We start from the raw sequence: 25,074 nt of genomic DNA, 5'->3' as shown, positions 1-25,074 counted from the left end.
AAGAAAGCATGAATGACTTTTAAGCCGCCACGTGTCAATCCAAAAACACTCACCCGTGTAACTTAGCTGCATGCTCCACCGCTATTTGCTTTCCCTGAGCCTGGCTGCGTTCCTGGCCACGGCACCCGCTTGCCAGCGACCGGCTGCTTCCTCAGCGTCCGATACTACTGCCGCTCCCCTGCCCCAAACCGCTTCCCCCGTTACGGCGCGGCAGGCCATGGTGGTAGCGGCGCACCCGGAGGCTTCGCGCATCGGGCTGGAAGTGCTGCGAGCAGGCGGCAATGCGTATGATGCAGCCGTAGCGGTGCAGTTTGCCTTGGCCGTGGCGCTGCCCGCCGCCGGCAATATCGGTGGCGGGGGCTTCGTGGTGTACCGCGGGGCCGATGGCTCGGTAGGCGCGCTGGATTTTCGGGAGAAAGCGCCGCTGGCTGCCTCGCGGGATATGTACCTCGATGCGCAGGGCAACGTGCGCCCCGGCCTGAGCACCGACGGGCACCTGGCGGCGGGCGTGCCGGGCACGGTGGCGGGCATGGAAGCCTTGCACAAAAAGCTGGGCAAACTGCCGTGGGCACAGCTGGTGGCGCCGGCCGCCGAGCTGGCCGCGCGCGGCATGACCCTCACCGCGAAAGAAGCCGCGGGCCTGAACCGTACGCAGGCTGATTTCCTGCGCCTCAACAAGCACGTACCGGTATACGCTCACCCGGAAGGTCGCCCCTGGCAAGCCGGCGACCAGATCAAGTATGCCGACTTAGCTGCCACCCTCGGCCGCATCCGGGACCAGGGTCGCACCGGTTTCTACCAAGGCGAAACCGCCCGTCTGCTACTCGCCGAGATGCAGCGCGGCAACGGTATTATCAGTCAGCAAGACCTCGACCAATACCAGCCCGTGTGGCGTACGCCCTTGCGCGGCCGTTACCGTCAGTACGAGGTAATCGGGATGCCACCGCCTAGCTCCGGTGGGGTGGCCTTGCTGCAGATGTTGCAGATGCTGGAGCCCTACGATTTGCGCAAACTCGGCTGGCACTCCGCCTCGGGCGTGCACCTCATCACCGAAGCCGAGCGCCGCGTGTACGCCGACCGCGCCACCTACCTCGGCGACCCTGACTTTGGCCGCGTGCCCGTAGCACAGTTGCTCGATGGGCAGTACCTGCGCCAGCGCATGCGCGGCATCACCCCTGATGGTGCGGCCACGCCTTCCTCGCAAGTACAGGCTGGCGAGGGGCTGATGGCCTACGAATCGGATCAGACTACCCATTACAGCATCGTGGATGCGCAGGGCAATGCCGTCAGCTGCACCACCACGCTCAACGGCAGCTACGGCTCCAAAGTGGTAGTGCAGGGTGCCGGCTTCCTGCTCAACAACGAAATGGACGACTTCTCGGCCAAGGCCGGTGTGCCGAACATGTACGGCGTCATCGGGGGGCGCGCCAATGCCATTCAGCCTGGCAAGCGCATGCTTTCCTCCATGACGCCCACTATCGTGACCGAGAAAGGCAAGCTGCGCCTCGTGGTGGGCACGCCCGGCGGCAGCACCATCATCACTTCCGTGCTGCAAGCCACGCTGAACGTGCTCGATTACGGCCTCGATGCCCAACAAGCCGTGGCCGCGCCGCGCTTGCATCACCAGTGGCTGCCCGACCACATCGATGTGGAAGCCGGTGCCCTCACGCCCACTGCCGAGGCCGAGCTGCAGCGCCGCGGCTACCGGCTGAACCCACGCTCCGCCTGGGGCCGCATCGACCTGATCGAACGGCGCAGGAATGGCACTCTGGTAGGCGGCGCCGACCCACGCGGCGACGACACGGCCGTCGGGTATTAGCAAGCCTGCTTGCGCCCAAGGCAACGTCAGCAACTATAGGGCCCACGGTTCACAAGCTAGCAACACCCATTGCAAACAATCCGGAAATAAAAAAGCCCCGCCAACGAATGGCGGGGCTTTTTTGCTGTATGCCAAAAGGCCGTGGAGCCCTTCCCGCGTTAATTCTTCAAATACTCCGCGGCGGTCTTGTTCTGAGGATTCAGTTGCAAGGCACGGGCGTAGTTCTGAGCGGCCAGCTTTTTGTTGCCGAGGGCGGCATAGGTTTCAGCCAGGCTGTCGTAGGTATTGGCGCTATTGGGGTATAGGCGCACGTTGAGCTGAAACACGGACAGGGCGGCGGCCAGTTGGTCTTGCCCCACCAAGGCGTAGCCCCAGGAGTTCACGTCGGCTTCCTTCAGTTGGTAATTAGGGTTTTGGCGCTTGGCATTACGAACTTCCGCTTCCGCGTGCTGAAAACCACGCTGTCGCAGCGTGCGGTGCAGCTCCCGCACTACGGGTGGCAAGCCAAAGCCATCGGCTGCGCGCATGTCGGGGATGTAGCAGGCCGCCAGCTCGTCGATAAACCGTTCGGGGCTGGCGCCCTGCAGGTTGGTCAGCACGATGATGGCCAAGTCGTCGTCGGGGTAGAGGAATACCGCTGAGCGGCCGCCCCCTACGGGCGCCACGGCGCGGTGCTCGGCCCTGTCGACGGTCGGCCAGCCGAGCGCGTAGCCGTTGAGCTTGCCGCCGAAGCTGCGCTGCGAGCCGTCGTTGAGGCGGCCGGCAGTCCAGAGCGTAGTGAGGCTGACGGGTTGCAGCAGTTTGCCCTGTTGCAGGGCAATTACCCAGCGGGCCACATCCTCGGCGCTGGAGCTCATGCCCGCCGCCGCGCGCAACGAGGGCGGAAATACTTCGAACAGGTTGCGCAGCTCCTTCCCGCGGCGCACCTGCCCGTCGATGTATTTGGTAAAGGTATAGCCACGGGCCATGTGGGGCAGCACGTCGTGGGCGTCGCCGGAGCTGGTGCGGGGCATGCCCACTACCTCGATTTGTCGCTGCCGGATAAACTGAGCGAAAGGCTGACCGCTGAGCTTATCGATGAGGCGACCCAGCAGCAGGTAGTTGGTTTGGTTGTAGGCAAACCGCTGACCGGCGGGGAAATCCAGCGGCTGCGTTTGTACCTGAGCCCAAGCGGCTTTTTCATTGTTCTCGGTCACCATCGCATCCTCGGGCATGATGTCGGGCAAGCCGGAGGTGTGCGTGAGCAGTTGCCGCACCGTAACCGGATGCCAGGAAGCGGGCAACTCGGGCAGGTAGCGCCCCACCGGCGCGGAAAGGTCGAGCTTGCCGGCTTCCACAAGCTGCATTGCCGCCACACCCACGAAGGCCTTCGTGATGGAGTTGAGGAAAAAGCGCGTTTGCGTGGTCACCGGCACCGAGTCCTGCACGTTGGCCAGGCCGTAGTTGCCTAGCTTTTCGATGCGGCCGTGGCGCACCACGGCCAGCTGCAGCCCCGGCACGCGCAGTTGGCGCATAGCCTGTTGCACCAGAATATCCACGCTGTCGGCGGGTGCCTGCGCTTGTACGGCGGCGGGCCAGCTGAGCAATACGGCGATAGCGCCGCTCATAATAAACGAGAATAGGCGGAGAGGTTTCTTCACTAGGCTTCGGTAATGAGTGAGAGCAGGTATGTAAAGCGACGCCGCAAGTGCTATACCGCGCTTTTGGTTGGGCAGATGCCTGCGTTTGATACACAGTTGCCCAGCTGAAGAATATTCAGCGTGATAATACCTAATCACTCAAAACATGTACCCGACCGGAGCCTGAGCAGAAACCCTAGCCTTTGCTTTTAGCGCAGCTCATCAGCCGCGCTGTTTAGGGCTGTGCTGAGTTGCTGAATATCGCCGCCCGGCCCACCAATGCTTTCGGCGGCCCGCTCGGTGTACTCGGCCAGCGTTTGGAGCGACTGGCGCACGCGGGCTTTATCGGGTTTGGAATCCTGGAGCAAGTCGTTGAGGCGGTCCAGCTCGGAGGCGATGTCGGAAAGCTGGTTGTTTTCGGAGCGGCGCAGGGCCTGAGCCCACTCGCGGATGTATTGCCGGGCCTGCGGCGCCTGTTGGAGCAGGTCGCCTGCTTGCAAAGCCTTCAGGGTGGCGTCGAGCTGCGGGGCACTTTCGGGAGCGGAGGATTGCATGATCGGGAGGTGTGGTTGAATGAAATACGTCTACCTAAGCGTACGCCATCCGGGCCAGGCCGTTGTCTGACCGAGCCTTCAAGTCGATTTATTGCTGAGTTTATTTGCACAGTCAACGTATTGCAAGCTCACTTTCAGCGTCTAGCAGCAGCTCCTCGGCTTTTCACGTTCGAGCTTTTTCCCTTGATGCAAGCCGAAAGCGTATTTTGCTGACCTAAGCCTCTTTTTGCCCCTGCCGATGCCCGCGCATTTACGCCGATTGCTGCCGCTGCTATTTCTTTCCGCTGCCACTCCCGCCCTGGCCCAGCGCGAAGGCAACGCCCCGCCCACGTCCGATCCTTTTCAGCGGCCCGAGGCCCCGGCTAGCAGCATCGGTGATTACCAAAGCCACGTGCTGCAGGGCCGGGTGCTTACCGTTCGCACCACGGCCGGCGCCATGGTGCGCGTACAGCCATGGTTTGCACCCGGGGCTGGCTTCAGCGGCGAGGCCTACCGCGTCGATTTCTTTCCCAGCGGCTCGCCCGCCCCGAATGATTCGTCGGTGAGCCTACGCCTGCGCCGGCCCATCACGGCTTTCACGCCGGCGCCGGGCCGTGGCCAGGCCATTACGCAGGAGCCGCAGCTGCAGCAATCGGCGCAAGCCTTGCGCATCAATCCGCAACCGCTTGGGGGCCTGCTCGAAATAGTGGTGCAGAAAAGTCCCTTGCGCCTCACCTTCATGCGCGGCGCCGACACACTGCTGGCCGATGCCGGCGGCCTGTACGCCCGCCAGGCCACGGCGGCTACCGGCCCGGGCGGTGCGGGTGTGAGCTTTCGGCTAAGCCCGCACGAGCACCTATATGGCACCGGGGCCCGCGCCCTACCCGTAGACCGCCGCGGCCAGCGGCTGCGCCTCTACAACGAAGCCCACTACAGCTACCAGAACGGCGAATCGACGCTCAACACCACCTTGCCGGTGGTGCTGTCGAGCCGGGGCTACGGGCTGTTTTTCGACAACCACGCGCCCGGCGTATTTGACCTCGGCGCCACCGAGCCGGGCGTGCTCCGCTACGACGGCGAAGGTCTGCAGCAGCTCTCTTACTTCCTGCTTGTGGGCGAGGCGCCGCGACTTAACGCCGGCACCGACGTAGAATCGCAGCCCTTTCAGCAGGTGCTGGAAGCTTACACCACCCTCACCGGCACGCAGCCGCTGCCGCCGCGCTGGGCGCTGGGCCTGCTCCAGAGCCGCTTCGGCTACCGCACCCAGGCCGAGACTGAAGGCATCGTGCGGAAGATGCGCGCCGGCAACTTTCCCATCGACGGCGTGGTGCTGGATCTGTATTGGTTTGGCGGCACCAAGCAGCAGGGCGACTTCGCGTGGCAACGCTCGCAGTTTCCGAACCCGGCGGGCATGATGCGCGGCCTGGATTCGGTCGGCGTCAAGACCATCATTATTTCTGAGCCGTACGTGATGCGCACCTCCCGCAACGATGAGTTGGTGCGCAACCGCAACCTCGTGGGCCGCGACAAAAACGGCCAGCCCTACACGGTGGAATCGTTCTGGGCCGGGCCGGCTACGCTGCTGGATATGTTCCGGCCGGCCACGCGCCAGTGGATGTGGCAGCAGTACGACCGGCTGAAGCAGGACGGCGTGGGCGGCTGGTGGTTTGATTTGGGCGAGCCGGAAAACCAGCCCTTCGACATGGTATACGACGACGGCACTACCCGCCAGATTCACAACGCCTACGGCCAGGCCTGGGCGTCTATCCTGAGCGACAATCACGCCGCCAAGTACCCCAATGAGCGTTTGTTCCTGCTGGCGCGCTCGGGCTGGGCAGGCATGCAGCGGCACAGCATCTTCCCATGGTCGGGCGACATTAACCGCTCGTGGTCGGGCTACCAGGCGCAGGTGCCCATCATGCTCGGCATGGGCCTTTCGGGCGTGGGTTACATGCACTCCGATGCCGGCGGCTTCTGCGTGGGGCCCTACGATGCCGAACTGTACACGCGCTGGCTGCAACATTCGTCGCTCTCCCCCATTCTGCGCCCGCACGGCGAAGGCGTGCCGCCCGAGCCCATCTACTACCCCGAGCCGTACCAAAGCATCGTGCGCCGCTACGTGCGCCTGCGCTACTCGCTGCTGCCCTACCTCTACACCCTTGCCCACGACAATACCATCACGGGTGCGCCGCTGGCCCGGCCCATGAACTACGAGCACCCCACCGACGAGCGGTTGGCCAACCTCAACGACCAATATATGCTCGGCCGCGACCTGCTGGTGGCGCCCGTGACGCAGCCCGGCCAGCGCCGCCGCAACGTGGTGCTGCCCCGCGGTACTTGGGTTGATTTTCGCACCGGGGCGCCCGTGCGCGGCAACTGCACCATTGGGGCCAGCGCCCCGCTGAATGAGATTCCGCTGCTGGTACGCGGCGGCGCGCTGCTGCCCATGTCACCCATCGGCCCAAATACCACGCAGGCCTCTACCGACACGCTCTACGTGCGCTACTACGCCACCAGTGCCGTGCGCTACTCAGAAAGCAAGCTTTACGAGGACGACGGCCGCAACGCCCGCGCCCTGCCGCAGGAGCAGTTCCGTCGCTGGGCCCTGCGCGCCAACAACACCGGCGCCGAGCTGCAGTTGACCCTCGGCAAGGAGCTGTACAGCGGCAATGGCTACCCCGGCGAGCCAGCCAAGCGCACCGTGCAATGGTGGATTCCGCGGGTGGCCGCAGCACCGGTCTCGGCCACGCTCAACGGCCAACCCTTGGCTTCCTCGGCCTGGCAGTACGATGCCGCCACCCACACGCTGCGCATCAACACCCCGCAGCCGCGCGGCCAAAACGTGGAACTGGCGCTGCGCGGTCTGCGGCTGCTGCCCGCCGCCGCCGCACAGCCCGACCGCTCGCCCGTGGCCTTCACCCTGGGCGCCGTGGCCGACCGCAGCACCAGCGGCGGCACCGAAGTGCAATACCAAGTGCATACACCCGGAGTGTACACGGTGCACGTACGCGACGCCGCTGGCCGCGTGGTGCGCACCCTGCCGGCCGAGGCTGCCACGCCCGGCGAACGGCGCCTGCGCTGGGACACCCGCAACGACCAGCAGCAGCCCGTACCGGCCGGGGTGTACTACTTCGAGGCCCAAGGCCAGCGCCAGCGCATCCTGGTGATGCGGTAAACATCAGTAGTCTCGTCAGCCAGATACTTTCGGCATCACCCCTTAGCCACAACAGCCCCGCCGCCCGATTACGTATCGGAACGACGGGGCTGCTGGCGTAGCGCCGCTCAGCGGGCATGAAACAGAAGATTAAAGAGTGGCTGCGGCGCTATTTGCCGGCCGAAATCCTTTCCATCCTCGCCACGCTCGGCTGTGCGGCCTGGGCCTTTTGGGCTACTGATAACCGCCTGACCATGGCGCTGGCCGGCACCTGGGGCGGCAATGTGGCCTACTTCGGCTACCTGCTGCTGGCCGATGCGCTGCACGCCCGGCAAGTGCGGCACGGGCACGGGCAGCGCTACACGTTGCGGACATTCTGGAAGAACGTGCGGGCCCTGGCGGTGGAGTTTGGCGTGGCGGAGCTGGCCGACAGCTTCGCCATTCGGCCGGCGCTGATGTATTATCTGCCCCTGCTATTCGGCAATCTTTCCCTAGGGGTGCTGGCCGCCAAGCTGCTGGCCGACGTGACGTTTTACGTGCCGGCCATCATCAGCTACGAGCTCAGCAAAAAGCGCCTGCGGGATTTCCGCTGATTAGTGCCCGCTTTACGCCCCCCTCAGGCTACCGAAACAACTGGCTCGGCGGCTAGCGCCGTACGGAGCTTGCTCAGCAGCACCTCCGCAATTGCTTCGCCCTCGGGCAAGCCCTGCTGCCGCCACAGCTCTACGCCGCGCCGCACCAGCACGCTGGAAGGCAGCTTCGGGGCGTGGAAGCTGCGCACCACTACCGGGTGGCTTAGCTCGTCTACTTTCATTACCCGAATAGCCGTGCCCAAACGGCTTTGGAGCGCTTCCAGCGTAGCATTGGTGGAGGCGTGGCACTCCTGACAATTGCGACTGGCCACCGGCAGCAGCACCAGCAACACCGCAGGATCGGCAGGCGGTGAAAGCGGCTTGGATTGGGAGTCAGTCATGGCTTTAGGCTTGTTTACAATCGTAAAATTGGCCTTTCGGCGTATCGTTCTCTATGACATTCGTCATGATCCGGCCTGATAGCCATCATAATGGCCGCTATGAGGCCCTATCAACCAAAACAAGCTACACACGGCTACTTGGATAGTGCCCGGAAAACTACATTTGCGCCATGCTGTCTAATCCTTATACCAGTGCGCTTACCGATTTGCTGATCAATCAGGCGCCGGGCTTCGTGGGTATTTATGACGCGGCGGCGGCCTGGTTTATCCGCGTCAACCGCGCCGGCGTGGAGCTGCTGGGCTACCCGTCGGAAGAAGCCTTCGTGAACGACGCCCGCCGCCACCTGCACATCCAAACGCCCGCCAGCCAGGACTGGACCGTCCTGCTCGGTCAGGCCCGGCAGCTCGGCTCCCTAGAGGCCGATGTGCAGATCGGTAAGCGGGCCGACGGCAGCATTCCGGCCCGCTTGCAGCTCACGTACTTTCAGGTCAATGACCGCAGTTTCTACCTCGTGCACCTTACCGAGCAGGCCCGCCTGCTGCAAGCCGAGCGGGAGCTGGCCCAAAGCGTGAACCGCTTCGAGGCCGTAGTGGCCAACGCGACCATCGGCATTATCATGTGCGACCGGGCGGGCACCATCGTTTCGGCCAATCACATGTCGCACCAGCTGTTTGGCTACGCCGACGGCGAGCTGCTCGACAAAGGCATCGAGTTGTTGGTACCGATGAACATCAGCGGCCACCACGAGAAGCTGCGCGAGACCTTCAATGCCCGCCCCTCCATCCGGGCGATGGGCGCGCACCATGGCGACTTATCGGCCCTCCGCAAAGACGGGTCGGAGTTTCCGGTGGAAGTCAGCCTGAGCTATTTCTACATCGAAGACGAGCTGTTTGTGGTGTCTTACGTGCTCGACATTACCTATAAGAAGGAAGCCGAGCGGGAATTGATTGCCGAGCGGCAGCGCGTGGAGCGCCTCAACGCCGAGCTGGAGCAGAAAGTGGCCGACCGCACCCACGCCCTGCTCAGCACCCTGGAGCAGTTGGAGCAGCGCACCCACGAGCTGGCCCAGGCCCTGGCCGCCGAGCAGGAACTGGGCGAGCTGAAGTCGCGCTTCGTGAGCATGGCCTCGCACGAGTTTCGCACGCCGCTCACGGCGGTGCTCACCTCGGCCACACTCATCGAGAAGTACCCCGGCGGCGACCAGCAGGACAAGCGCCTGAAGCATTTGCAACGCATCCGCTCGTCGGTGAATCACCTGAACGATATTCTGGAGGAGTTTCTGTCGGTGGGCCGCATCGAGGAAGGCAAGATCGAGGCGCATCCTGTGCCGCTGGATATGCCCGCGCTACTCGACGACACCATCAGCAACGTGCAGGGCCTGCTGAAAGTCGGCCAGACCATCGACAAGCGCATCGACTGCCCCCGGCCGGTGCTGCTCGATCCGTCGCTTTTGCGCAAGGTGCTGGTGAATCTGCTTTCCAACGCTATCAAATATTCCGCCGACGGCTCTACCGTTACGGTGCGCGCTGCCTGCGCCAATAACCAACTCACCCTCACGGTGCAAGATCAGGGCGTGGGCATCTCGAAGGAAGACCAGGAGCATTTGTTCGAGCGGTTTTTCCGCGCCCGCAACGTCACCAACGTACCCGGCACCGGCCTGGGGCTGTATATTATTGCCAAGTACCTGGAGCTGATGGGCGGCAGCATTGCCCTTCAGAGCGAGCTAAACGTGGGCACCACCGTCACCATCACCATTCCCTATGAAGACCATCCTGCTGATTGAGGACAACGACCTCATCCGTGAAAACACCGCTGAAATTCTGGAGCTGGCCGGCTACGCGGTGCACACGGCCGAAAACGGCAAAGTGGGGGTGGAAAAAGCCTTGGGCCAGCGGCCCGATCTGGTCATCTGCGACATCATGATGCCCGTGCTCGATGGCTACGGCGTGCTGAACATCTTCAACCAGAACCCGCAGCTGGCCGGCGTGCCCTTCATCTTCCTGACGGCCAAAACCGAGCGCACCGACATGCGCCGCGGCATGGAACTGGGCGCCGATGACTACCTCACCAAGCCCTTCGACGAGGCCGAGCTGCTGAGCGCCATTACGGGCCGCCTGAACCGCTTCCGGCACCTCAAGCCCGAGTACGACCTGCAGCAGGAAGGCCTCACCGAGTTCCTGGACGACGCCCGCCGCGTGGCCAACCTCGACAGCCTCTCGCAGGACCGCAAGGTGCACACCGTGCGCAAAAAGCAGGACATCTATTCCGAAGGCGACGAGCCCACGCGCCTGTACTTTGTGAAGGCTGGCCGGGTGAAGACCATCAAGACCACGCAGGGCGGCAAGGAGCTGATAACGGGCCTCTACGGTCCCGGCGAGTTCTTTGGCTACATGCCCCTGCTGGAGCACACCAAGCACAGCGACTCGGCCGTGGCCGTGGACGACTCCGAGCTGATTTATATTCCGAAGGATGACTTTACGCAGCTGGTCACCCGCAACCCCGAAGTGGGTCAGCACTTTATCCGGCTGCTGGCGGGCCGCGTGAGCGAGCGGGAGCAGCAGCTGCTGTCAATGGCTTACAACTCCATCCGTCGCCGCGTGGCCGATGTGCTGCTGCGCATGCACGAGCAGGCCACCACCGAGCCCGCGGCCGGACCCATCCAACTCTCGCGCGACGACATGGCCGCCGTGGTGGGCACCGCACCCGAGTCGCTAATCCGGACGCTGAGCGAATTTAAAAACGATGGCTACATCGAGCTGACCAACAAAACCATCCGGGTGCTGCAGCCCGAAAAGCTGCGCCGCGCCAATTGGTAAGGAATGTAAGAACGATATTAAGAGCCTGGCTGAAAGCCGGCCAGGGCCGATAAGAACGTCATGTCGAGCGCAGTCGAGACATCTCGCTCGATAGTATTTTCTTCGTTGAACTGATTAAACCAGATTGGGTACTGCTAGGGCTAGTTACCGAACTTGATTTAATTAGTATCGGACGTCAGCACGCGAGATGTCTCGGCTGCGCTCGACATGACGGGCTGTTGGATTTTCGGATAGGCGCTACGCGTGCAGGTACACCCGGAACGTACTGCCTTGCCCCTCCTGGCTTTCCACTTCCAGGCGGCCACCGGCTTGCTCTACCAGTCGATTTACCAGGTACAGGCCCACGCCCGAGCCGGGCACATGGTCGTGGAAGCGGCGGAACAAATGGAACAGTTCGTGCCCGTGCCGGTCGAGGTCCATCCCCAAGCCGTTGTCTTGCACCATGAGCACAGGCACGCCGTTGTCGAGCTCGGTGCGAACCTGGATGCGTGTTTCCCGGCTGGGGTCGGCGTACTTCACGGCGTTCGACATTAGGTTGTACAGCACGGAGCGCAGGTTGGCCCGCACAAATAGCACCGCTGACACTGCCGAGAAATCCAGCTCCCAGGTGGGCGGCGCGACGCCCAGTTCCTGCACCGAGCGCATAACCTCCTCCACCAACGGCTGCAGCTGTACGGGCTCGGCCGGTAGGCGCTCGGCCTGGCGCTGCACCTGCACCACTTCGCCCAGCGAGTGAATGGTACTGAGCAGCTGGCTCAGAGAGTCATCCACCATGTAGAGCATGCGGTCGGCGTCGGGGTCGTGGAAGCTGGTGCCGTGCTTTAGCTCGTCGAACAGGCCGCGCAGGTTTTGCACGGGCTGCTTCAGGTCGTGGGAGGCGGCGTACACGAAGGTGTCCAGGTCGCGGTTGGTGCGGGCTAGTTCAGCGTTCTGCACCTGCAGGGCCTCACGCAGGGTGTGCTGCTCGTGAATATCGGTACAGGTACCAAACCACTGCGCATCGGGCTGGCGGTCGGCGTCGTTCAGCAGGCGCGCCTGCACCAGAAACCAACGGTACTCGCCGCTGTAGCGGCGCAGGCGGTACTCGCCCTCGAATACGTCGTCGGCTGCCAGCAGGGCTTGCTCCCATTTGGCGGTGGCTGCTTCCTGATCGTCGGGGTGCAGCAGCTCCTGCCAGGCCCGGCCGTGCCACTCGTCGCACACAATGCCGGTGTAGTCCACGGTGCGGCCGTCGCAGTAGGTGAGCAGACCGGCACTATTAGTTGTCCAGACGAGCTGCGGAATGCTTTCCATGAGCACGCGGTACTGCAGCTCACTGCGCTGCACCTGCTCCTGCAGCTGCCGCATCTCGGTCACATCGGTATTGGTGCCAAACCAGCGCATTACTTCGCCCCGCTCGTTGCGCACGGGAAAGGCCCCCGACAGAAACCAGCGGAACTCACCGTCGTGGCGGCGCAGCGGGAAGGTGTCTTCCCAAGGTTGGCCGGCGGCCAGGTGCTGCTGCCACCGGGCAAGTACAGTCGGTAAGTGCTCAGGGTGTTGGACTTGCTGCCAGCCCCAGCCCTGCATCTGCTCCAGGGTGGTGCCGGTGTAGTCGTACCAGCGCTGGTTGTACCAGGAAATGTGGCCATCGGCCTCCGCTATCCAGGCCAGTTGCGGAATGGCATTGGCCATGGTGCTGAACTCGGCCTCGCGGCGGCGCAGCTGCTCGGCTACTTCCTGCAGCTGGGCATTGGCGGCGGCCAGCTCGGCAGTACGCGCCTGCACCATGCGCTCTAGTTCGGTGGGCGTGCGTAGCAGCAGGGCCTTAGGCAGGGCCCCCATCATGGCCCACACGGTCACCCACGACACGACGGCCGTCAGGAAGCGAAGCAGTCCACTGAGGCGGTATACTGGAAACCAGAAGATAACGGCATCGAGGAAGTGCGTGGCGCCGCAGGCGAAGATGAACAGGCCAAAAGCCCAGAATAGCCGATCGAAGGGCATGTCGCGGCGCTGCCGGATAAAGCTGATCAGCAAAAAGGGAATGGCGAAATAAGCGGCCCAGATCAGCAGGTCCGACACGATGTAGAGCCAGCCGTGGAAGTCCGTCCACTGACCGCAACGCCAGCGTGCCGGGAAACCCGTAGGATCGAGCAGCCGGCTGAAAAACTCGGCTACCTGATCGGCCAACGCAGGCGGGGCAGCGGGCCCTGGAGCCTGGCTTTTCGCCCAGGCCCCGGTAGCTAGCAGCAATGCGCCGGGCAAAAGCCCGATTTTATATTTCATAAAGAACAGACCAAAGCGGCATCCCTTGCCAGGAACAGAGCCAACAGACTTGCTTAAAGATACGCCGCTGAAGATTGGGCACCGCCAAGTTGGGCAAGGCGCAATTGCAGAAGCGTTGATTATATATATAATACAAGATACATTATCTAAATAGTGCAATTACGTATGTTTAGGCATGCGCTTGCTCCCCATCTTTTCCACCGGAATGCTCACGGCGGCTTTGCTTATCGGCTGCCAGTCCAAATCCACTGACGCCACGAAAAACCAAGACCCGAACTGCGCGCCCGTGCCGCCGGCGTTTCAGGTGAAACAGCCCGCGTGGGCCCGGCAAGCCAGCCTCTACGAGGTCAACATCCGGCAGTACACGCCGGAGGGCACCTTCAAAGCTTTCGAACAACACCTGCCGCGGCTGGAAAAGATGGGCGTGGGCATTTTGTGGCTGATGCCGGTGCACCCCATCGGGCAGCAGAAGCGCAAGGGCACGCTGGGCAGCTACTACTCCGTGCAGGACTACCGCACCGTAAACCCCGAAATGGGCACGATGGATGACCTGCGCCACCTTGTGCAAGAAGCCCACAAGCGCGGCATGCACGTGATTCTGGATTGGGTGGCCAATCATACAGCTTGGGACAGCAGGCTGGCCAAGGAACATCCGGAGTGGTTTACCAAGGACGCGCAGGGCCGCTTCGTGCCCCCCGTTTCCGATTGGCAGGACGTCATCGACCTGGATTTCAGCAAGCCCGAACTGCGCCAGTACATGACCGAGAGCATGGCCTACTGGGTGCGCGAGGCCGACGTGGACGGCTTCCGCTGCGACGTGGCCGGCCTGGTGCCCACCGACTTTTGGAACCATACCCGCCGCGAGCTGGAGAAAATCAAGCCGGTGTTTATGCTGGCCGAATGGGACGAGCTGCACGATCCGCCCTTCCTCAAGCCTGGCGAGTTCGACCCCAACAGCCGCCTGCTCGAACAAGCCTTCGACGCTACCTACGCCCTGCGCCTGCGCTATTTGCTCGACAGCATTGCCCGCGGCCAGCAGCCCACCGCGGCCATCGACCAGTACCTCCAGGTAGAGCGCGCCAAGTACCCGCCCTCGGTGTACTTGATGAACTTTACCACCTCGCACGACATCAATAGCTGGGACGGTACCGAGTACGAACGCCTCGGCGAAAATGCCCTGCCGCAGGCCGTGCTTACGGCCCTGCTTCCCGGCATTCCGATGGTGTACAGCGGGCAGGAAGCCGCCCTGAAAAAGCGCCTAAAGTTTTTCGACAAAGACCCCATCGAATGGAATAACTACCCGCTGGAGCGCTTTTACACCCAGCTGCTGCAACTCAAGAAGCGCAACCCGGCCTTGGCCAACGGCGACCCGTGCGGCCAGTTTACGCGCCTGCCCTCGCCCGAGGGCACCTATGCCTTCGTGCGCCACAAGAACAAGGCCTCGGTAATCGTGGCCGTAAACTTTACCGGCGAGCAAAAGGAAGTACGCATTCCGGCACCGTGGAGCGGCGACTTTTACGACGTAAATGCTGATCAGCTCTACCGGGTGGCGCAGGACATTACGCTGCCGGTATTTGCTCACAGCTACCGCGTGCTGGAGCAGCCTGCTTCGGCTACTTCTCAACCTTAACTCAGCTCGTATGAACGTTGTCATTCCGTAGCAGTGCGCGCTGGTGCGCGCTGCTACAGGACTGCCCGACGACCGACGGAAGCAAGTCTCTGACTTGCACGGAGCCACCGGCTACCTCGTTACTGGCTGCGCGCTTGCCGTAGCCCTGCGCAGCACTTGCCCAGCGCGGCGGCCGAGGTGCTTGCCTTGATTTACCGTGAGACGCCCGTTCACCAGCACGTACTGCATGCCGGTGCTGTACTGGTGCGGCTTGTCGTAAGTGGAAAGGTCCTGCACGGTAGCGGGGTCGAACACGACGATATCGGCGGCCATGCCGGGGCGTAGCAGGCCGCGGTCGAGCAGGCCGAAAGTTTGGGCGGGCAGTGAGGTCATGCGGCGCACAGCTTCTTCCAGCCTGATGACCTGCAGCTCACGCACGTAGCGGCCCAGCACGCGGGCATTGGACCCGTAGCCGCGCGGGTGTGGCACCCCCTCCTGCCACACCCGGACGGTAGCATCAGAAGCGACCATATTGAAGGGGTAGCGCATGATTTGCTGCACATCTTGCTCGCTCATGCCGTGAAACACCATACCGGCGTTGTGCTGCACTACCAGGTTCAGGATGGTTTCGGCCTCTTCCTTGGCGTGGTGCTTGCGGCCCAGGCGCTGGTTGATTTGCTCGATGCTGAGGCCGTTGTAGCTCGGCTCGGGTGGAAAGCTGGCCACCACGGCGTAGCTAAAGTGCTTCAGCTTGCGCTTGCGCAGGCGCTGCACCATGGACTCCACCGCGGCTTTGCGCACGGCGGGGCGGCTGAGCCGGGCTTTCAACGAGTCGCGTCCGTCGGCCTGCAGGGCATCCGGAAGCAGGGTGCTCAGGGAAGTGGAGCTGGCCGTGTACGGGTACTGATCGATGGTCACTTCCTGCCCCTGGCGGCGGGCTTCGTCGATGAGGTTCAGGAGCTCTCCCACGCGGCCCCAGTTGTGCTGTCCGCTGAGCTTAAGGTGCGAAATCTGCACCGGCATGCCGGCCTCGCGGCCCACGCGCAAGGCCTCCTGAATGGCCTGCGTGATACTGTCGCCTTCGCTGCGCATGTGGGTGGCATACACGCCGCGGTGCTGCGCGGCCACGCGGGCCAGCCGCACGACTTCGGGCGTGCGGGTGTAGGTGCCGGGAATGTAAATCAGCCCCGAGGAGAATCCCACGGCACCGGCCTGCATGCCCTGCGCCACCAGGGCTTCCATGCGTTGCAGCTCGGCCTCGGTAGGTACGCGGTTGGCGCCACCCATCACGGCGCGGCGGATGTCGTTGTGGCCCATTAGAGAAGCCACGTTCACCGAAAGCCGGGCGCTGTCGAGCACGTGGAAGTAGCGGCTAAGATCGAGGCGGGAAAAGCCGCAGTTGCCGGTGATTACCGTCGTCACGCCGTCGTAGATAAAGTTATCGGCCGTGGGCTGGCGCAGCTCATCGTCTTCGATGTGGGTGTGCACGTCGATGAAGCCGGGCGCCACAATGAGGCCTTTGGCGTCGAGCACGGTATCGGCGGGGTAATTGGCGGACAGGCGCCCGATGGCCAGGATGCGGCCGTTGTGCACGGCCACGTCGCCGTGGTACCAGGAGTTGCCGGAGCCGTCCAGGATGCGGCCGTTGCGGATGAGGATGCTGGCGCGGGGCTGCTGGGCTTCGGCCGTTAAGCCTGTCAATAACAGCGCGGCCCCGAGCAGCTTGCCGAACCATTTAAAGATCTGTTTGGCGAAGACCGGCGGGGCCACGTTAAACGTAGCCGAAGCCAGGGTAGTGGAGTCGGGAGCCTGCATAGTTGCGTAGGTACTCAGAAACGGGCTAGCGTACAAGCTTCGGCCGGCTTGGTTACGGCAGCATCGGCTTTGGAATGACGTGGGCGGCCACCCACACACTGCGCATACCCAACCAAGTGGCGCGGAGTAACACTCCGCGTGCGGCCAACAGCCGCCATGCTCAAGCCGCGCAGAACTGCCTTAGCGCCTGCATCGCCACGCGGAGTACCACTCCGCGCCACAGCACGTTTAAACCCTGGCCGCGCCCTGCGGTTGTTTACCTTCCTTCTTCCTGACTGACATATGCAACAACGTGAACTTGGCCGCTCCGGCCTTTCCATTGCGCCGCTGGTACTGGGCGGCAACGTATTCGGCTGGACGGCCGACGAGGCCACTTCCTTCCGGGTGCTCAACGCCTTCGTGGACGGCGGCGGCAACTGCATCGACACGGCCCACGGCTACTCCGTGTGGGTGCCCGGCCACACCGGTGGCGAATCCGAAACCATCATCGGCAAATGGCTGCAGCAGCGCGGCCGCCGCGACGATGTAATCATCGCCACCAAAGTCGGCTGGGAAGTAGCGCCCGACCAGAAAGGCCTGTCAAAAGACTACATCCTGCGCACCGTGGAGGGCTCGTTGAAGCGCCTCAAGACGGACTACCTCGACCTGTACCAGTCGCACAAAGACGACCCTACGGTGCCGGTGCACGAGCCGCTGGAAGCCTACGCCCAGCTAATCAAGGAAGGTAAAGTGCGCGCTATCGGAGCCTCCAACTTCTCGGCCGAGCGCCTCACCGAGGCCCTGCAAGCCAGCGAGCAGCACGGCCTACCGCGCTACGAAACCCTGCAGCCGCTCTACAACCTCTACGACCGTAGCGAGTTTGAGCAGCAACTCTTGCCCGTGTGCCAGCAGTTCGGCCTCGGCGTGATTCCCTATTACGGCCTGGCTGCCGGCTTCCTCACCGGCAAGTACCGCTCCGAAGCCGACCTAAAGAAAAGCGCCCGCGGCGGCGGCGTCGGCAACAAGTACCTAAACGAACGCGGCCTGCGCATCTTGGCGGCTGTGGATGAGGTGGCTGCCCACCAAGGTGCTACGCAAGCTCAGGTGGCCCTGGCCTGGATTATGGCGCAGCCGGGCCTTACCGCCCCCATTGCCAGTGCCACCAGCCCGGAGCAGGTGCAGGACATTTTGAAGGCCATGCAGTTGCAGCTCTCTGATCAGGATTTGCAGCAGTTGAAGCAAGCCAGCGAATAATAATTAAAGCTTGGAGCGCTGCTTGCGCTGGCCTTACCCAACACACGCCGGCCCCGCTACCAGATTAGTAGCGGGGCCGGCGTGTGTTGGGCGAACGGACTACTGCAGCCGGTACACGGCGCTGATGCGCAGCAACCGAGCCGAAGCGTCGTTGCTACCGCCATCGTAACTGCTGAGGTAATTTGTGAAGCCGCGCGAGTAGCTCAGCGACAACCCCATACGCTTGTAGTAAGCCGCGACGGTGCCGCGAGCCCGGGCATCCATCGTCGGCGCCTCGCGCTCATTGTTTACCCTCACCTCGAAACCATCTTCGTGGGTTGCCCACCCCTTATCCACCGACTTCAGCCCCCAGCCTAGCTCTGGGCCGGCAGCCACGTCCAGGTCCACCGAACCAGCCCGGAACCGGTGTCCGGCGAAAGCATAAGAGTTGATAAACTGGGTTTCGAGGTTGGAATGCCCCTCGGTAGCCCGACCCGGAAATCGATTGTACACTTGGTCGATTTCAACGCGGCTGCGGAGCTTATCATAGCCGGCCTGCAAGCCGAATACCGTACCGCCAGCTGTAACCCGCTGCACCTGCGCCGCCAGTCCGTATGAGAAGCCCATTCGGGCACCGTAAGGCGAATTGGTGTAGTCCGGCACCGAGGCTACGTCGCTCATAACGATGCCGGTGTAACGGGACGTGGAAATACCGGCGAAGTGAAAAAAGCCGGTGTTCAGGTGAGCCGAAAACTCCGTCGCTTGAGCTTGCGCAACCTGTGTGGCCATTCCCAGACCGATGAGTAATCCCAGAGCTTTCATAATGCTTTAAAACATAGATGACAATCAGCGCTGCTACCCTGGCTTCGGCTCCCGCACAAGCAGGCGCTCCTGAACCGGACTAGAGCTTACTGCTTGGCAGAGCCCGTTTGGGCTGCCACGGTTGCAGCCCAGGGGTTGATTTGGCAACGTTCCCGATAACGATTGCGCAGATAAAAGCAGGATCATCCTTGCGAGCCTGGTTTAAAGCTCCGATTATCAACCTGTGAGTGAGTGTGCTTACCCCGCGCTGCTGCTGAGCTATCCTGCCCCGGATGCGGCTCGGTAGCGGCGCGGCGGGCACGGCTCCCTTCATTTCCTTTCCCAAGTATGATTCACCGCTGCCTGCGATACGCCGCGGCGCTGGTGCTGTTGGGCCTGCTGGCCTTTAGTGCCCCCGCCCCCAAGAAGATTACCGTGTACCTGATCGGCGATTCTACCTTGTCGATCAAAGAAGTAAAAACCTACCCCGAAACCGGCTGGGGAATGCCCTTCACGGCCTTTTTCGACGAAACGGCGACCGTGGATAACCGCGCCATGAACGGCCGCAGCACCCGCACCTTTCTGGCCGAAAACCGCTGGCAGTCCGTAGCGGCCGCGCTGAAGGAAGGCGACTACGTTTTCATCCAATTTGGGCACAACGACGAGGTGCCAACCAAAAAGAGCTACACCACCGAGGCCGAGTTCCAGCAGAACCTGTTGCGCTTCGTGACCGAAACGCGGCAGAAAAAAGGCCTGCCGGTGCTGCTGACGCCGGTAGCTCGCCGCAAATTCAACGAGGCGGGCAAGGTAGTGGGCACCCACGAGGCCTACGCCGAGCTGGTGCGCAAGGTGGCCAAGGCCAACAACGTTCCGCTCATCGACCTAGACCGCAGCAGCCAGGCGCTGCTGCAGCAATTTGGCGTCGAAAACTCTAAGCTGCTGTTCAACCAACTGGCGCCCGGTGAGCACCCCAACTACCCTGACGGCCGCGACGACAACACCCACTTCAGCGAGCTGGGCGCCCGCAAAATGGCCCAGCTGGTACTGGCCGACATCCGCACGCTAAAGCTGGAACTAGCCGACCGCATCGTGAAGCGCGAAGTAAAAACCGCCGTGGACCCGCAAGCCCGGTAAATGCAGCCGCCAAGCGCGGAGCAGGCAACTCGGCACCAACTCTTACCTCCCACCCCATGCTACACCTCCTGCGCAAAGCCTGGCCGCTTAGTCTCGTGCTACTGCTAGCCGCCTTCACGGCCCCGGCGCCTCCCAAAAAGCTCAAGCTCTACCTCATCGGCGACTCTACCATCGCCCAAAAGGTGACGCAGGTGTTTCCCGAAACTGGCTGGGGAATGCCACTGAGTACTTTTTTTGACACAACGGTGGTAGTGGCCAACCACGCCATGAACGGCCGCAGCACCCGCACCTTTCTGGCCGAAAACCGCTGGCAGCCCATTGTGGATGCGCTGCAACCGCAGGATTACGTATTCATTCAATTCGGACACAACGACGAATCGGAGGCCCACCCCGACCGCTACACTTCGCCCACCGATTACCGCAAGAACCTCATCAAGTTTGTGACCGAGACGCGGGTCAAGAAAGCTTACCCAGTGCTCATCACGCCCGTCACGCGGCGCAAGTTCAAGGATGGTCGGCAGCAGGAAACGCACGTGGCCTATTCGGCCGCGACTTTGGAGGTGGCCAAGCAGCACAAGGTGCCCGTTATCGATTTAGATCAACTAAGCCGCGAAATGCTGCAGCAGTTCGGGGAGGAAAACTCCAAGCTGCTGTTTCTGCAGCTCGCGCCCGGCGACCATCCGAACTACCCCTACGGGAAGAATGACAACACCCACTTCAGCGAGCTGGGCGCCCGCAAAATGGCGCAGCTGGTGGTGAGTCAAGTAATAGCCCAAAAGTTGCCGCTGCTTTCGGAACGGCTGGCCAAGCCCACTGCCAAGAACGCCGTGCCGCCCACTGCCAACGGCAAAGACGCCCAACCCACCACGCCGTGAAGCACCTCTTTTCCCTTGTCTGCCTGAGCTGGCTGCTGCTGGGCCGGGCTTTTGGTTACGATTTTGTGGTGGCGCAGGACGGTTCGGGGCAGTTCCGCACGGTGCAAGAGGCCTTCAACGCGGTACCGGACTTCCGCAAGAAGGTAACCACCATCTACGTCAAGAAAGGTACCTACAAGGAGAAGCTGATTTTGGCCGGCTCGAAGCAATTTGTGCGGCTCATCGGTGAAGACCGCGACCAGACCATCCTCACCTACGACGATTACAACCAGAAGAAGAACATCTTCGGCGAAGACAAAGGCACTTCGGGCTCCTCCAGCTGCTACCTCTACGGCCCCGATTTTACGGCCGAAAACCTTACGTTCGAAAACTCATCTGGGCCGGTAGGTCAGGCCGTGGCCCTGTGGGTGGCCGGCGACCGGATGCGCTTCAAAAACTGTCGCTTCCGGGGCTTTCAGGATACGCTGTACACCTACGGCTACGGCTCGCGGCAGTATTACCAGGATTGCTACATCGAGGGCACGGTGGATTTTATCTTCGGCTCGTCCACGGCGTGGTTTGAGAACTGCACCATTCTGTGCAAGAAGAACGGCTACGTAACGGCGGCCTCCACGCCCGACAGCACTCGCTACGGCTACGTGTTTAATAATTGTCGCATTCTCCCCACCCCCGATGCGGCAGCTGGCAGCTTCTACCTCGGCCGGCCGTGGCGGCCCTACGCCAAAACGGTGTTTATCGGCTGCGAACTAGGCCCGCACATTCGTCCTGAAGGCTGGGACCATTGGGACAAGGAATCGAACAAGCAAACGGCTTACTACGCCGAGTATAAGAACAAAGGCAAGGGCTACATGCCCAAGCAGCGCGTGCCCTGGTCGCGCCAGCTCAGCGAAACGGAAGCCCGGCAATACACCCTGGAAACGGTATTTCGGAACTGGAACCCGCGGCAGGAACTGTAGAACCTAGCCTTCAGAGACACAACCGCCGGCCTCGGTATTCCTTGTGGATACCGGGGCCGGCGGTTGTGTCTCAGTACTTGCAGCTAGCTAATGGCTCTATGAGTTCGAGGCCGCTATTGGGGCGGCGCTTGAGCTCCTTCACGTTGCGCAGGTGGTCTTGCCCGATAGCTCAGTGTCGGGTAGAAGATGTACCACTTGCCTTTGTGCTCGATGATGGAACGGTGCGTAGGCCAGCCTTGCACCAGGTTTATCAGCACACCCTTATTGGTGAATGAACCTGCGGCATGAGCATTGTTAATCACTCAATTACGAAACCGTCCTGGCTATTTTTTACCGGAAAGCACAGATAACAGGTGCCGTTCTTGAAGGCAGGCTGCATGGGGGCCCACAGTTGGCGTTTGGCTCACGTAACATCTTTTAATTGATTGACTGCTTCTGCTCAATAGATGCCAGCTTATATAACAGAAGGCACTCTTTGACCTTATAAAGTCAAAATAAAAATTAGATTAATTAAATAACACCAATAAAGGTGTTTATATTGCTCTTACTATACATGTACAGCCGTACCGTTCCTGCTCCAACCCGCGCCAGGAAGCTTCCACTATTCCGCCGCCTACGCCACCGTTTTGCCATGCTGCTTGGACAATCGATCCGCTTAAGCGCCCAACACACCTAACCCCCTATTCGTACTGAAAACCGCCAAAGCGGAAAGCTCTGGCAATATTCCCCTGACCGGCCCCAACGGACCGGCCTGCTAGCGGATTGCGGTTTCCGTCCTGCTGAAACCCGTTCGCTACTCCACCAGCCCATTTCTAAAGTCTTGCGCACGGCTACCGGCCCTGACCTCGTCGTGCTCCAAATTCTGCTGGTTTATGAGACAAGAATCACCGCAACTGATTCCCACGGCCACTTTGCGCGCCACCCACGAGCGAGTCCGTGTCAAGGGCAAGTTCCTGATGTGGGGAAAGCAGAAACTGTACATCAAGGGCGTCACGTACGGCACATTTCGGCCCAGTGAAGCCGGCCACCAATACCCCACGCCCGAAGTTATTGATCTGGACTTTGCGGCCATGGCCCAGAACGGCATCAACTGCGTTCGGACCTATACCGTGCCGCCAACCTACCTGCTCGATAAGGCCTTGGAATACGGTCTGCTGGTGATGGTGGGCCTGCCTTGGGAGCAGCACCTTACCTTTCTGGACACTCCGGCGCAGGCACAGGACATTGTTGCCCGGCTGCGGGCCAATGTGCGCGCTTGCCAGCAGCACCCTGCCATCTTGTGCTACGCCATCGGCAATGAGATTCCGGCGCCCATCGTGCGCTGGTACGGCGAGGAAAAAATCAGCTGCTTTTTGCACCGACTCTACGCCGCCGTGAAGGCCGAAGACCCCGCGGGACTGGTCACGTACGTCAACTACCCTACTACCGAGTACCTCTCCCTGCCGTTTCTGGACTTTGCCTGCTTCAACGTTTACCTCGAAACGCCGGAGAAGCTCAACGCTTACATCGCCAAGCTGCACAACCTGGTGGGCGCCAAACCCCTGCTGCTGGCCGAAGTGGGCCTCGACAGCCTGCGCAACAGCGTGGAAAAGCAGGCCGAAATCCTCGACTGGCAGATTCGCAGCATCTTCGCCAAAGGCTGCGTGGGCACCTTCGTTTTTGCCTGGACCGATGAGTGGTGGCGTGGTGGCTTCGATATAGAGGATTGGGATTTTGGCCTCGTCGACCGCAACCGCCACCCCAAGCCGGCCCTGCACACGGTAAGCCAGGCCTTTGCCGATGTGCCCTTTACCAACGAAGCCGACCTGCCTTTTATCTCGGTAGCGGTGTGCTCCTACAACGGCAGCGCTACCATCCGCGACACCATGGAGGGCCTCATGGCGCTGGACTACCCCAGCTACGAAGTCATAGTGGTGAACGATGGCTCCACCGATAGCCTCCTTGATATTGTAAAAAACTACGACGTTCAGCTCATCAGCACCGAAAACCAGGGCCTCAGCAGCGCGCGCAACACGGCCCTGTACGCCGCCAAAGGCGAAATCGTGGCCTACATCGACGACGATGCCTACCCCGATCCGCAGTGGCTGCGCTACCTTGCTTATGCTTTTCTGAGCTCCGAGCACGCCGGCATCGGCGGCCCCAACCTGCCGCCCGGCGACGGCGGCCTCATTGCGGACTGCGTGGCCAATGCCCCCGGCGGGCCCGTGCACGTGCTCACCTCCGATGAGCTGGCCGAGCACATTCCCGGCTGCAACATGGCCTTCCGCCGCGCGGTGCTGCTGGAAGTAGGCGGCTTCGACCCCATCTACCGCGCCGCCGGCGACGACGTAGACCTGTGCTGGCGCATCCTGCACACCGGGCACACCATCGGCTTCCACGCTTCGGCGTTTGTGTGGCACCACCGGCGCAACTCCGTCAAGATGTACTGGCGGCAGCAGAAGGGCTACGGCAAGGCCGAGGCGCTGCTGGAAGGCAAGTGGCCGCAGAAGTACAACAGCTTCGGCCACCTTTCCTGGACGGGCCGCATCTACGGCAACGGACTAACGCTGCCCATCCAAGTGGGCAAACGCAAGATCTTCCACGGCACTTGGGGCTCGGCGCTGTTCCAGTCGGTGTACGAGCAGGCGCCCAACTCAATTGCTTATCTGCCGCTGATGCCGGAGTGGTTTCTGTTGATCGGGCTGCTGGCCACGCTGTCGGTGCTGTCGGTGCTGTGGCCGGCGCTGTTGTGGGCCATTCCGCCGCTGCTCGTTACGGGCCTGCTGGTGGTGGCGCAGGCGGCGCTGAGTGCCAGCCGCGCCGATTTTCGCAGCGCCGGTAGCCGCCTGAATCAGCTCAAACGCTTTGCCCTGACTACCCTGCTGCACCTGATGCAGCCCGTCGCCCGGCTTTACGGCCGCCTGCAGTTCGGCCTCACGCCCTGGCGGCGGCGCAGCAGCTGCACGCAGTACGCCGGGCAGCTGCTGCGCTTCCGTCGGCAGGAAGAATGCTGGTCCGAAGACTGGCACCCGGTGGAGGAGCTGCTGGCTCGCGTCGAGAATCACCTGCTGCGGCACAAAGTGCGCGCCCGCCGCGGCGGCACCTTTGATCGGTGGGACCTGCAGGCCACCTGTAGCTTCTTTGCCGGGGCACGCGGCGTGATGGCCGTGGAAGAGCACGGCGGCGGCCGCCTGATGATCAAGTTTAAGTCGTGGGCAGTGCTGAGCAAATCGGCTTACGTCATTGCCGGGCTGCTGCTGTCGTTGGCGGCGCTTTCCTTTATCGACCGCGCCTACGTGCTGTCGGGTATGCTGCTGCTCGGCACCGGCCTGTTTGCGGCGCACTGCCTGCTGGATGTGGCCCGCTCCATGACCGATCTGTCGCGGGCCTTCCAAAGCCTGGCGGCCCCGGCGGCCAGCGAAGCGGCGGAACCGGAAGCGGCCGCCACAGCGGCTTTTACCAACTCGGAGGAGCTGGTAACCGAAGCCAGCTACGACCACTTCAAACTAG

The 25,074-nt window shown here is 62.1% G+C and carries 17 protein-coding genes; 11 read left to right on the top strand and 6 right to left on the bottom strand.

Annotated elements, in window-relative coordinates:
* Positions 1-70 precede the first annotated feature (70 nt).
* Positions 71-1,819, top strand: a complete 1,749-nt coding sequence (gene ggt / locus AC5FXY_RS15235) for a gamma-glutamyltransferase (protein ID WP_493557557.1) — start codon at positions 71-73, stop codon at positions 1,817-1,819.
* A gap of 158 nt (positions 1,820-1,977) precedes the next feature.
* On the opposite strand, the gene AC5FXY_RS15230 is transcribed toward ggt, so the two are convergent.
* Both AC5FXY_RS15230 and AC5FXY_RS15225 read right to left on the bottom strand, forming a co-directional pair.
* A complete protein-coding gene (locus tag AC5FXY_RS15230; RefSeq protein WP_493557556.1) occupies positions 1,978-3,459 on the bottom strand; it encodes a serine hydrolase domain-containing protein in 1,482 nt (493 codons plus the stop codon).
* Between the two features lie 188 nt (positions 3,460-3,647).
* A complete protein-coding gene (locus AC5FXY_RS15225; protein ID WP_493557555.1) occupies positions 3,648-3,992 on the bottom strand; it encodes a hypothetical protein in 345 nt (114 codons plus the stop codon).
* A 238-nt stretch (positions 3,993-4,230) separates the two neighbouring features.
* Between AC5FXY_RS15225 and AC5FXY_RS15220 the strand changes: the two genes are divergently transcribed.
* Together AC5FXY_RS15220 and AC5FXY_RS15215 are read left to right on the top strand one after the other, a co-directional pair.
* Entirely contained in the window at positions 4,231-7,146 is a 2,916-nt protein-coding gene (locus tag AC5FXY_RS15220) for a TIM-barrel domain-containing protein (protein ID WP_493557554.1), read from the top strand.
* Positions 7,147-7,262: 116 nt separating this feature from the next.
* Complete coding sequence (locus AC5FXY_RS15215; RefSeq protein WP_493557553.1) at positions 7,263-7,718, top strand: hypothetical protein; 456 nt, start codon at positions 7,263-7,265, stop codon at positions 7,716-7,718.
* Positions 7,719-7,741: 23 nt separating this feature from the next.
* Here AC5FXY_RS15215 and AC5FXY_RS15210 read toward each other — a convergent pair whose 3' ends face one another.
* Entirely contained in the window at positions 7,742-8,098 is a 357-nt protein-coding gene (locus AC5FXY_RS15210) for a hypothetical protein (protein WP_493557552.1), read from the bottom strand.
* 170 nt (positions 8,099-8,268) lie between these two features.
* Here AC5FXY_RS15210 and AC5FXY_RS15205 point away from each other — a divergent pair, with 170 nt between their 5' ends.
* Both AC5FXY_RS15205 and AC5FXY_RS15200 read left to right on the top strand, forming a co-directional pair.
* Complete coding sequence (locus AC5FXY_RS15205; RefSeq protein ID WP_493557551.1) at positions 8,269-9,882, top strand: sensor histidine kinase; 1,614 nt, start codon at positions 8,269-8,271, stop codon at positions 9,880-9,882.
* On the top strand, positions 9,860-10,915 hold the full coding sequence (locus AC5FXY_RS15200) for a response regulator (RefSeq protein ID WP_493557550.1): 1,056 nt from the start codon (positions 9,860-9,862) through the stop codon (positions 10,913-10,915). Before AC5FXY_RS15205 ends, AC5FXY_RS15200 begins: the two co-directional genes overlap by 23 nt.
* Before the next feature lie 237 nt (positions 10,916-11,152).
* Here AC5FXY_RS15200 and AC5FXY_RS15195 read toward each other — a convergent pair whose 3' ends face one another.
* Positions 11,153-13,183, bottom strand: coding sequence for a sensor histidine kinase (locus AC5FXY_RS15195; RefSeq protein ID WP_493557549.1), 2,031 nt, complete (start codon positions 13,181-13,183; stop codon positions 11,153-11,155).
* 175 nt (positions 13,184-13,358) lie between these two features.
* Between AC5FXY_RS15195 and AC5FXY_RS15190 the strand changes: the two genes are divergently transcribed.
* Positions 13,359-14,813: an alpha-amylase family glycosyl hydrolase gene (locus tag AC5FXY_RS15190; protein ID WP_493557548.1), complete on the top strand. Its 1,455-nt coding sequence runs from the start codon at positions 13,359-13,361 to the stop codon at positions 14,811-14,813.
* Between the two features lie 111 nt (positions 14,814-14,924).
* On the opposite strand, the gene AC5FXY_RS15185 is transcribed toward AC5FXY_RS15190, so the two are convergent.
* Positions 14,925-16,607, bottom strand: coding sequence for an N-acyl-D-amino-acid deacylase family protein (locus tag AC5FXY_RS15185; protein WP_493557547.1), 1,683 nt, complete (start codon positions 16,605-16,607; stop codon positions 14,925-14,927).
* 282 nt (positions 16,608-16,889) lie between these two features.
* On the opposite strand from AC5FXY_RS15185, the gene AC5FXY_RS15180 reads away from it, so the two are divergent.
* Complete coding sequence (locus tag AC5FXY_RS15180) at positions 16,890-17,840, top strand: aldo/keto reductase (RefSeq protein WP_493557546.1); 951 nt, start codon at positions 16,890-16,892, stop codon at positions 17,838-17,840.
* Positions 17,841-17,939: 99 nt separating this feature from the next.
* Here AC5FXY_RS15180 and AC5FXY_RS15175 read toward each other — a convergent pair whose 3' ends face one another.
* Positions 17,940-18,641 (bottom strand): hypothetical protein, encoded by a 702-nt coding sequence (locus AC5FXY_RS15175; protein WP_493557545.1) that lies wholly within the window; start codon positions 18,639-18,641, stop codon positions 17,940-17,942.
* Positions 18,642-18,968: 327 nt separating this feature from the next.
* Here AC5FXY_RS15175 and AC5FXY_RS15170 point away from each other — a divergent pair, with 327 nt between their 5' ends.
* The 4 genes from AC5FXY_RS15170 to AC5FXY_RS15155 form a co-directional block, all read left to right on the top strand.
* Positions 18,969-19,754 carry a rhamnogalacturonan acetylesterase gene (locus tag AC5FXY_RS15170; RefSeq protein ID WP_493557544.1) on the top strand — a complete coding sequence of 262 codons (786 nt, stop codon included), beginning with the start codon at positions 18,969-18,971 and terminating at the stop codon, positions 19,752-19,754.
* Positions 19,755-19,810: 56 nt separating this feature from the next.
* A complete protein-coding gene (locus AC5FXY_RS15165; protein WP_493557543.1) occupies positions 19,811-20,629 on the top strand; it encodes a rhamnogalacturonan acetylesterase in 819 nt (272 codons plus the stop codon).
* Positions 20,626-21,585 (top strand): pectinesterase family protein, encoded by a 960-nt coding sequence (locus tag AC5FXY_RS15160; RefSeq protein ID WP_493557542.1) that lies wholly within the window; start codon positions 20,626-20,628, stop codon positions 21,583-21,585. The genes AC5FXY_RS15165 and AC5FXY_RS15160 overlap by 4 nt, the downstream gene beginning before the upstream one ends.
* Before the next feature lie 872 nt (positions 21,586-22,457).
* Positions 22,458-25,074: glycosyltransferase (locus tag AC5FXY_RS15155; protein WP_493557541.1), on the top strand; the 2,617-nt coding region annotated here is incomplete at its 3' end.

The organism is Hymenobacter sp. FMD4, from assembly GCF_058932745.1.
Note: the sequence above shows the minus strand (reverse complement) of the source record. Positions and strands in the feature narration are given on the sequence as shown.

Bases quoted from the DNA above. Each gene is read 5' to 3' on its own strand.
- AC5FXY_RS15170 (WP_493557544.1), top strand. From the start codon at position 18,969: ATGATTCACCGCTGCCTGCGATACGCCGCGGCGCTGGTGCTGTTGGGC.
- AC5FXY_RS15215 (WP_493557553.1), top strand. From the start codon at position 7,263: ATGAAACAGAAGATTAAAGAGTGGCTGCGGCGCTATTTGCCGGCCGAA.
- AC5FXY_RS15220 (WP_493557554.1), top strand. From the start codon at position 4,231: ATGCCCGCGCATTTACGCCGATTGCTGCCGCTGCTATTTCTTTCCGCT.
- AC5FXY_RS15200 (WP_493557550.1), top strand. From the start codon at position 9,860: ATGAAGACCATCCTGCTGATTGAGGACAACGACCTCATCCGTGAAAAC.
- AC5FXY_RS15195 (WP_493557549.1), bottom strand. From the start codon at position 13,183: ATGAAATATAAAATCGGGCTTTTGCCCGGCGCATTGCTGCTAGCTACC.
- AC5FXY_RS15190 (WP_493557548.1), top strand. From the start codon at position 13,359: ATGCGCTTGCTCCCCATCTTTTCCACCGGAATGCTCACGGCGGCTTTG.
- AC5FXY_RS15165 (WP_493557543.1), top strand. From the start codon at position 19,811: ATGCTACACCTCCTGCGCAAAGCCTGGCCGCTTAGTCTCGTGCTACTG.
- AC5FXY_RS15180 (WP_493557546.1), top strand. From the start codon at position 16,890: ATGCAACAACGTGAACTTGGCCGCTCCGGCCTTTCCATTGCGCCGCTG.
- AC5FXY_RS15225 (WP_493557555.1), bottom strand. From the start codon at position 3,992: ATGCAATCCTCCGCTCCCGAAAGTGCCCCGCAGCTCGACGCCACCCTG.
- AC5FXY_RS15205 (WP_493557551.1), top strand. From the start codon at position 8,269: ATGCTGTCTAATCCTTATACCAGTGCGCTTACCGATTTGCTGATCAAT.
- ggt (WP_493557557.1), top strand. From the start codon at position 71: ATGCTCCACCGCTATTTGCTTTCCCTGAGCCTGGCTGCGTTCCTGGCC.
- AC5FXY_RS15185 (WP_493557547.1), bottom strand. From the start codon at position 16,607: ATGCAGGCTCCCGACTCCACTACCCTGGCTTCGGCTACGTTTAACGTG.
- AC5FXY_RS15175 (WP_493557545.1), bottom strand. From the start codon at position 18,641: ATGAAAGCTCTGGGATTACTCATCGGTCTGGGAATGGCCACACAGGTT.
- AC5FXY_RS15210 (WP_493557552.1), bottom strand. From the start codon at position 8,098: ATGACTGACTCCCAATCCAAGCCGCTTTCACCGCCTGCCGATCCTGCG.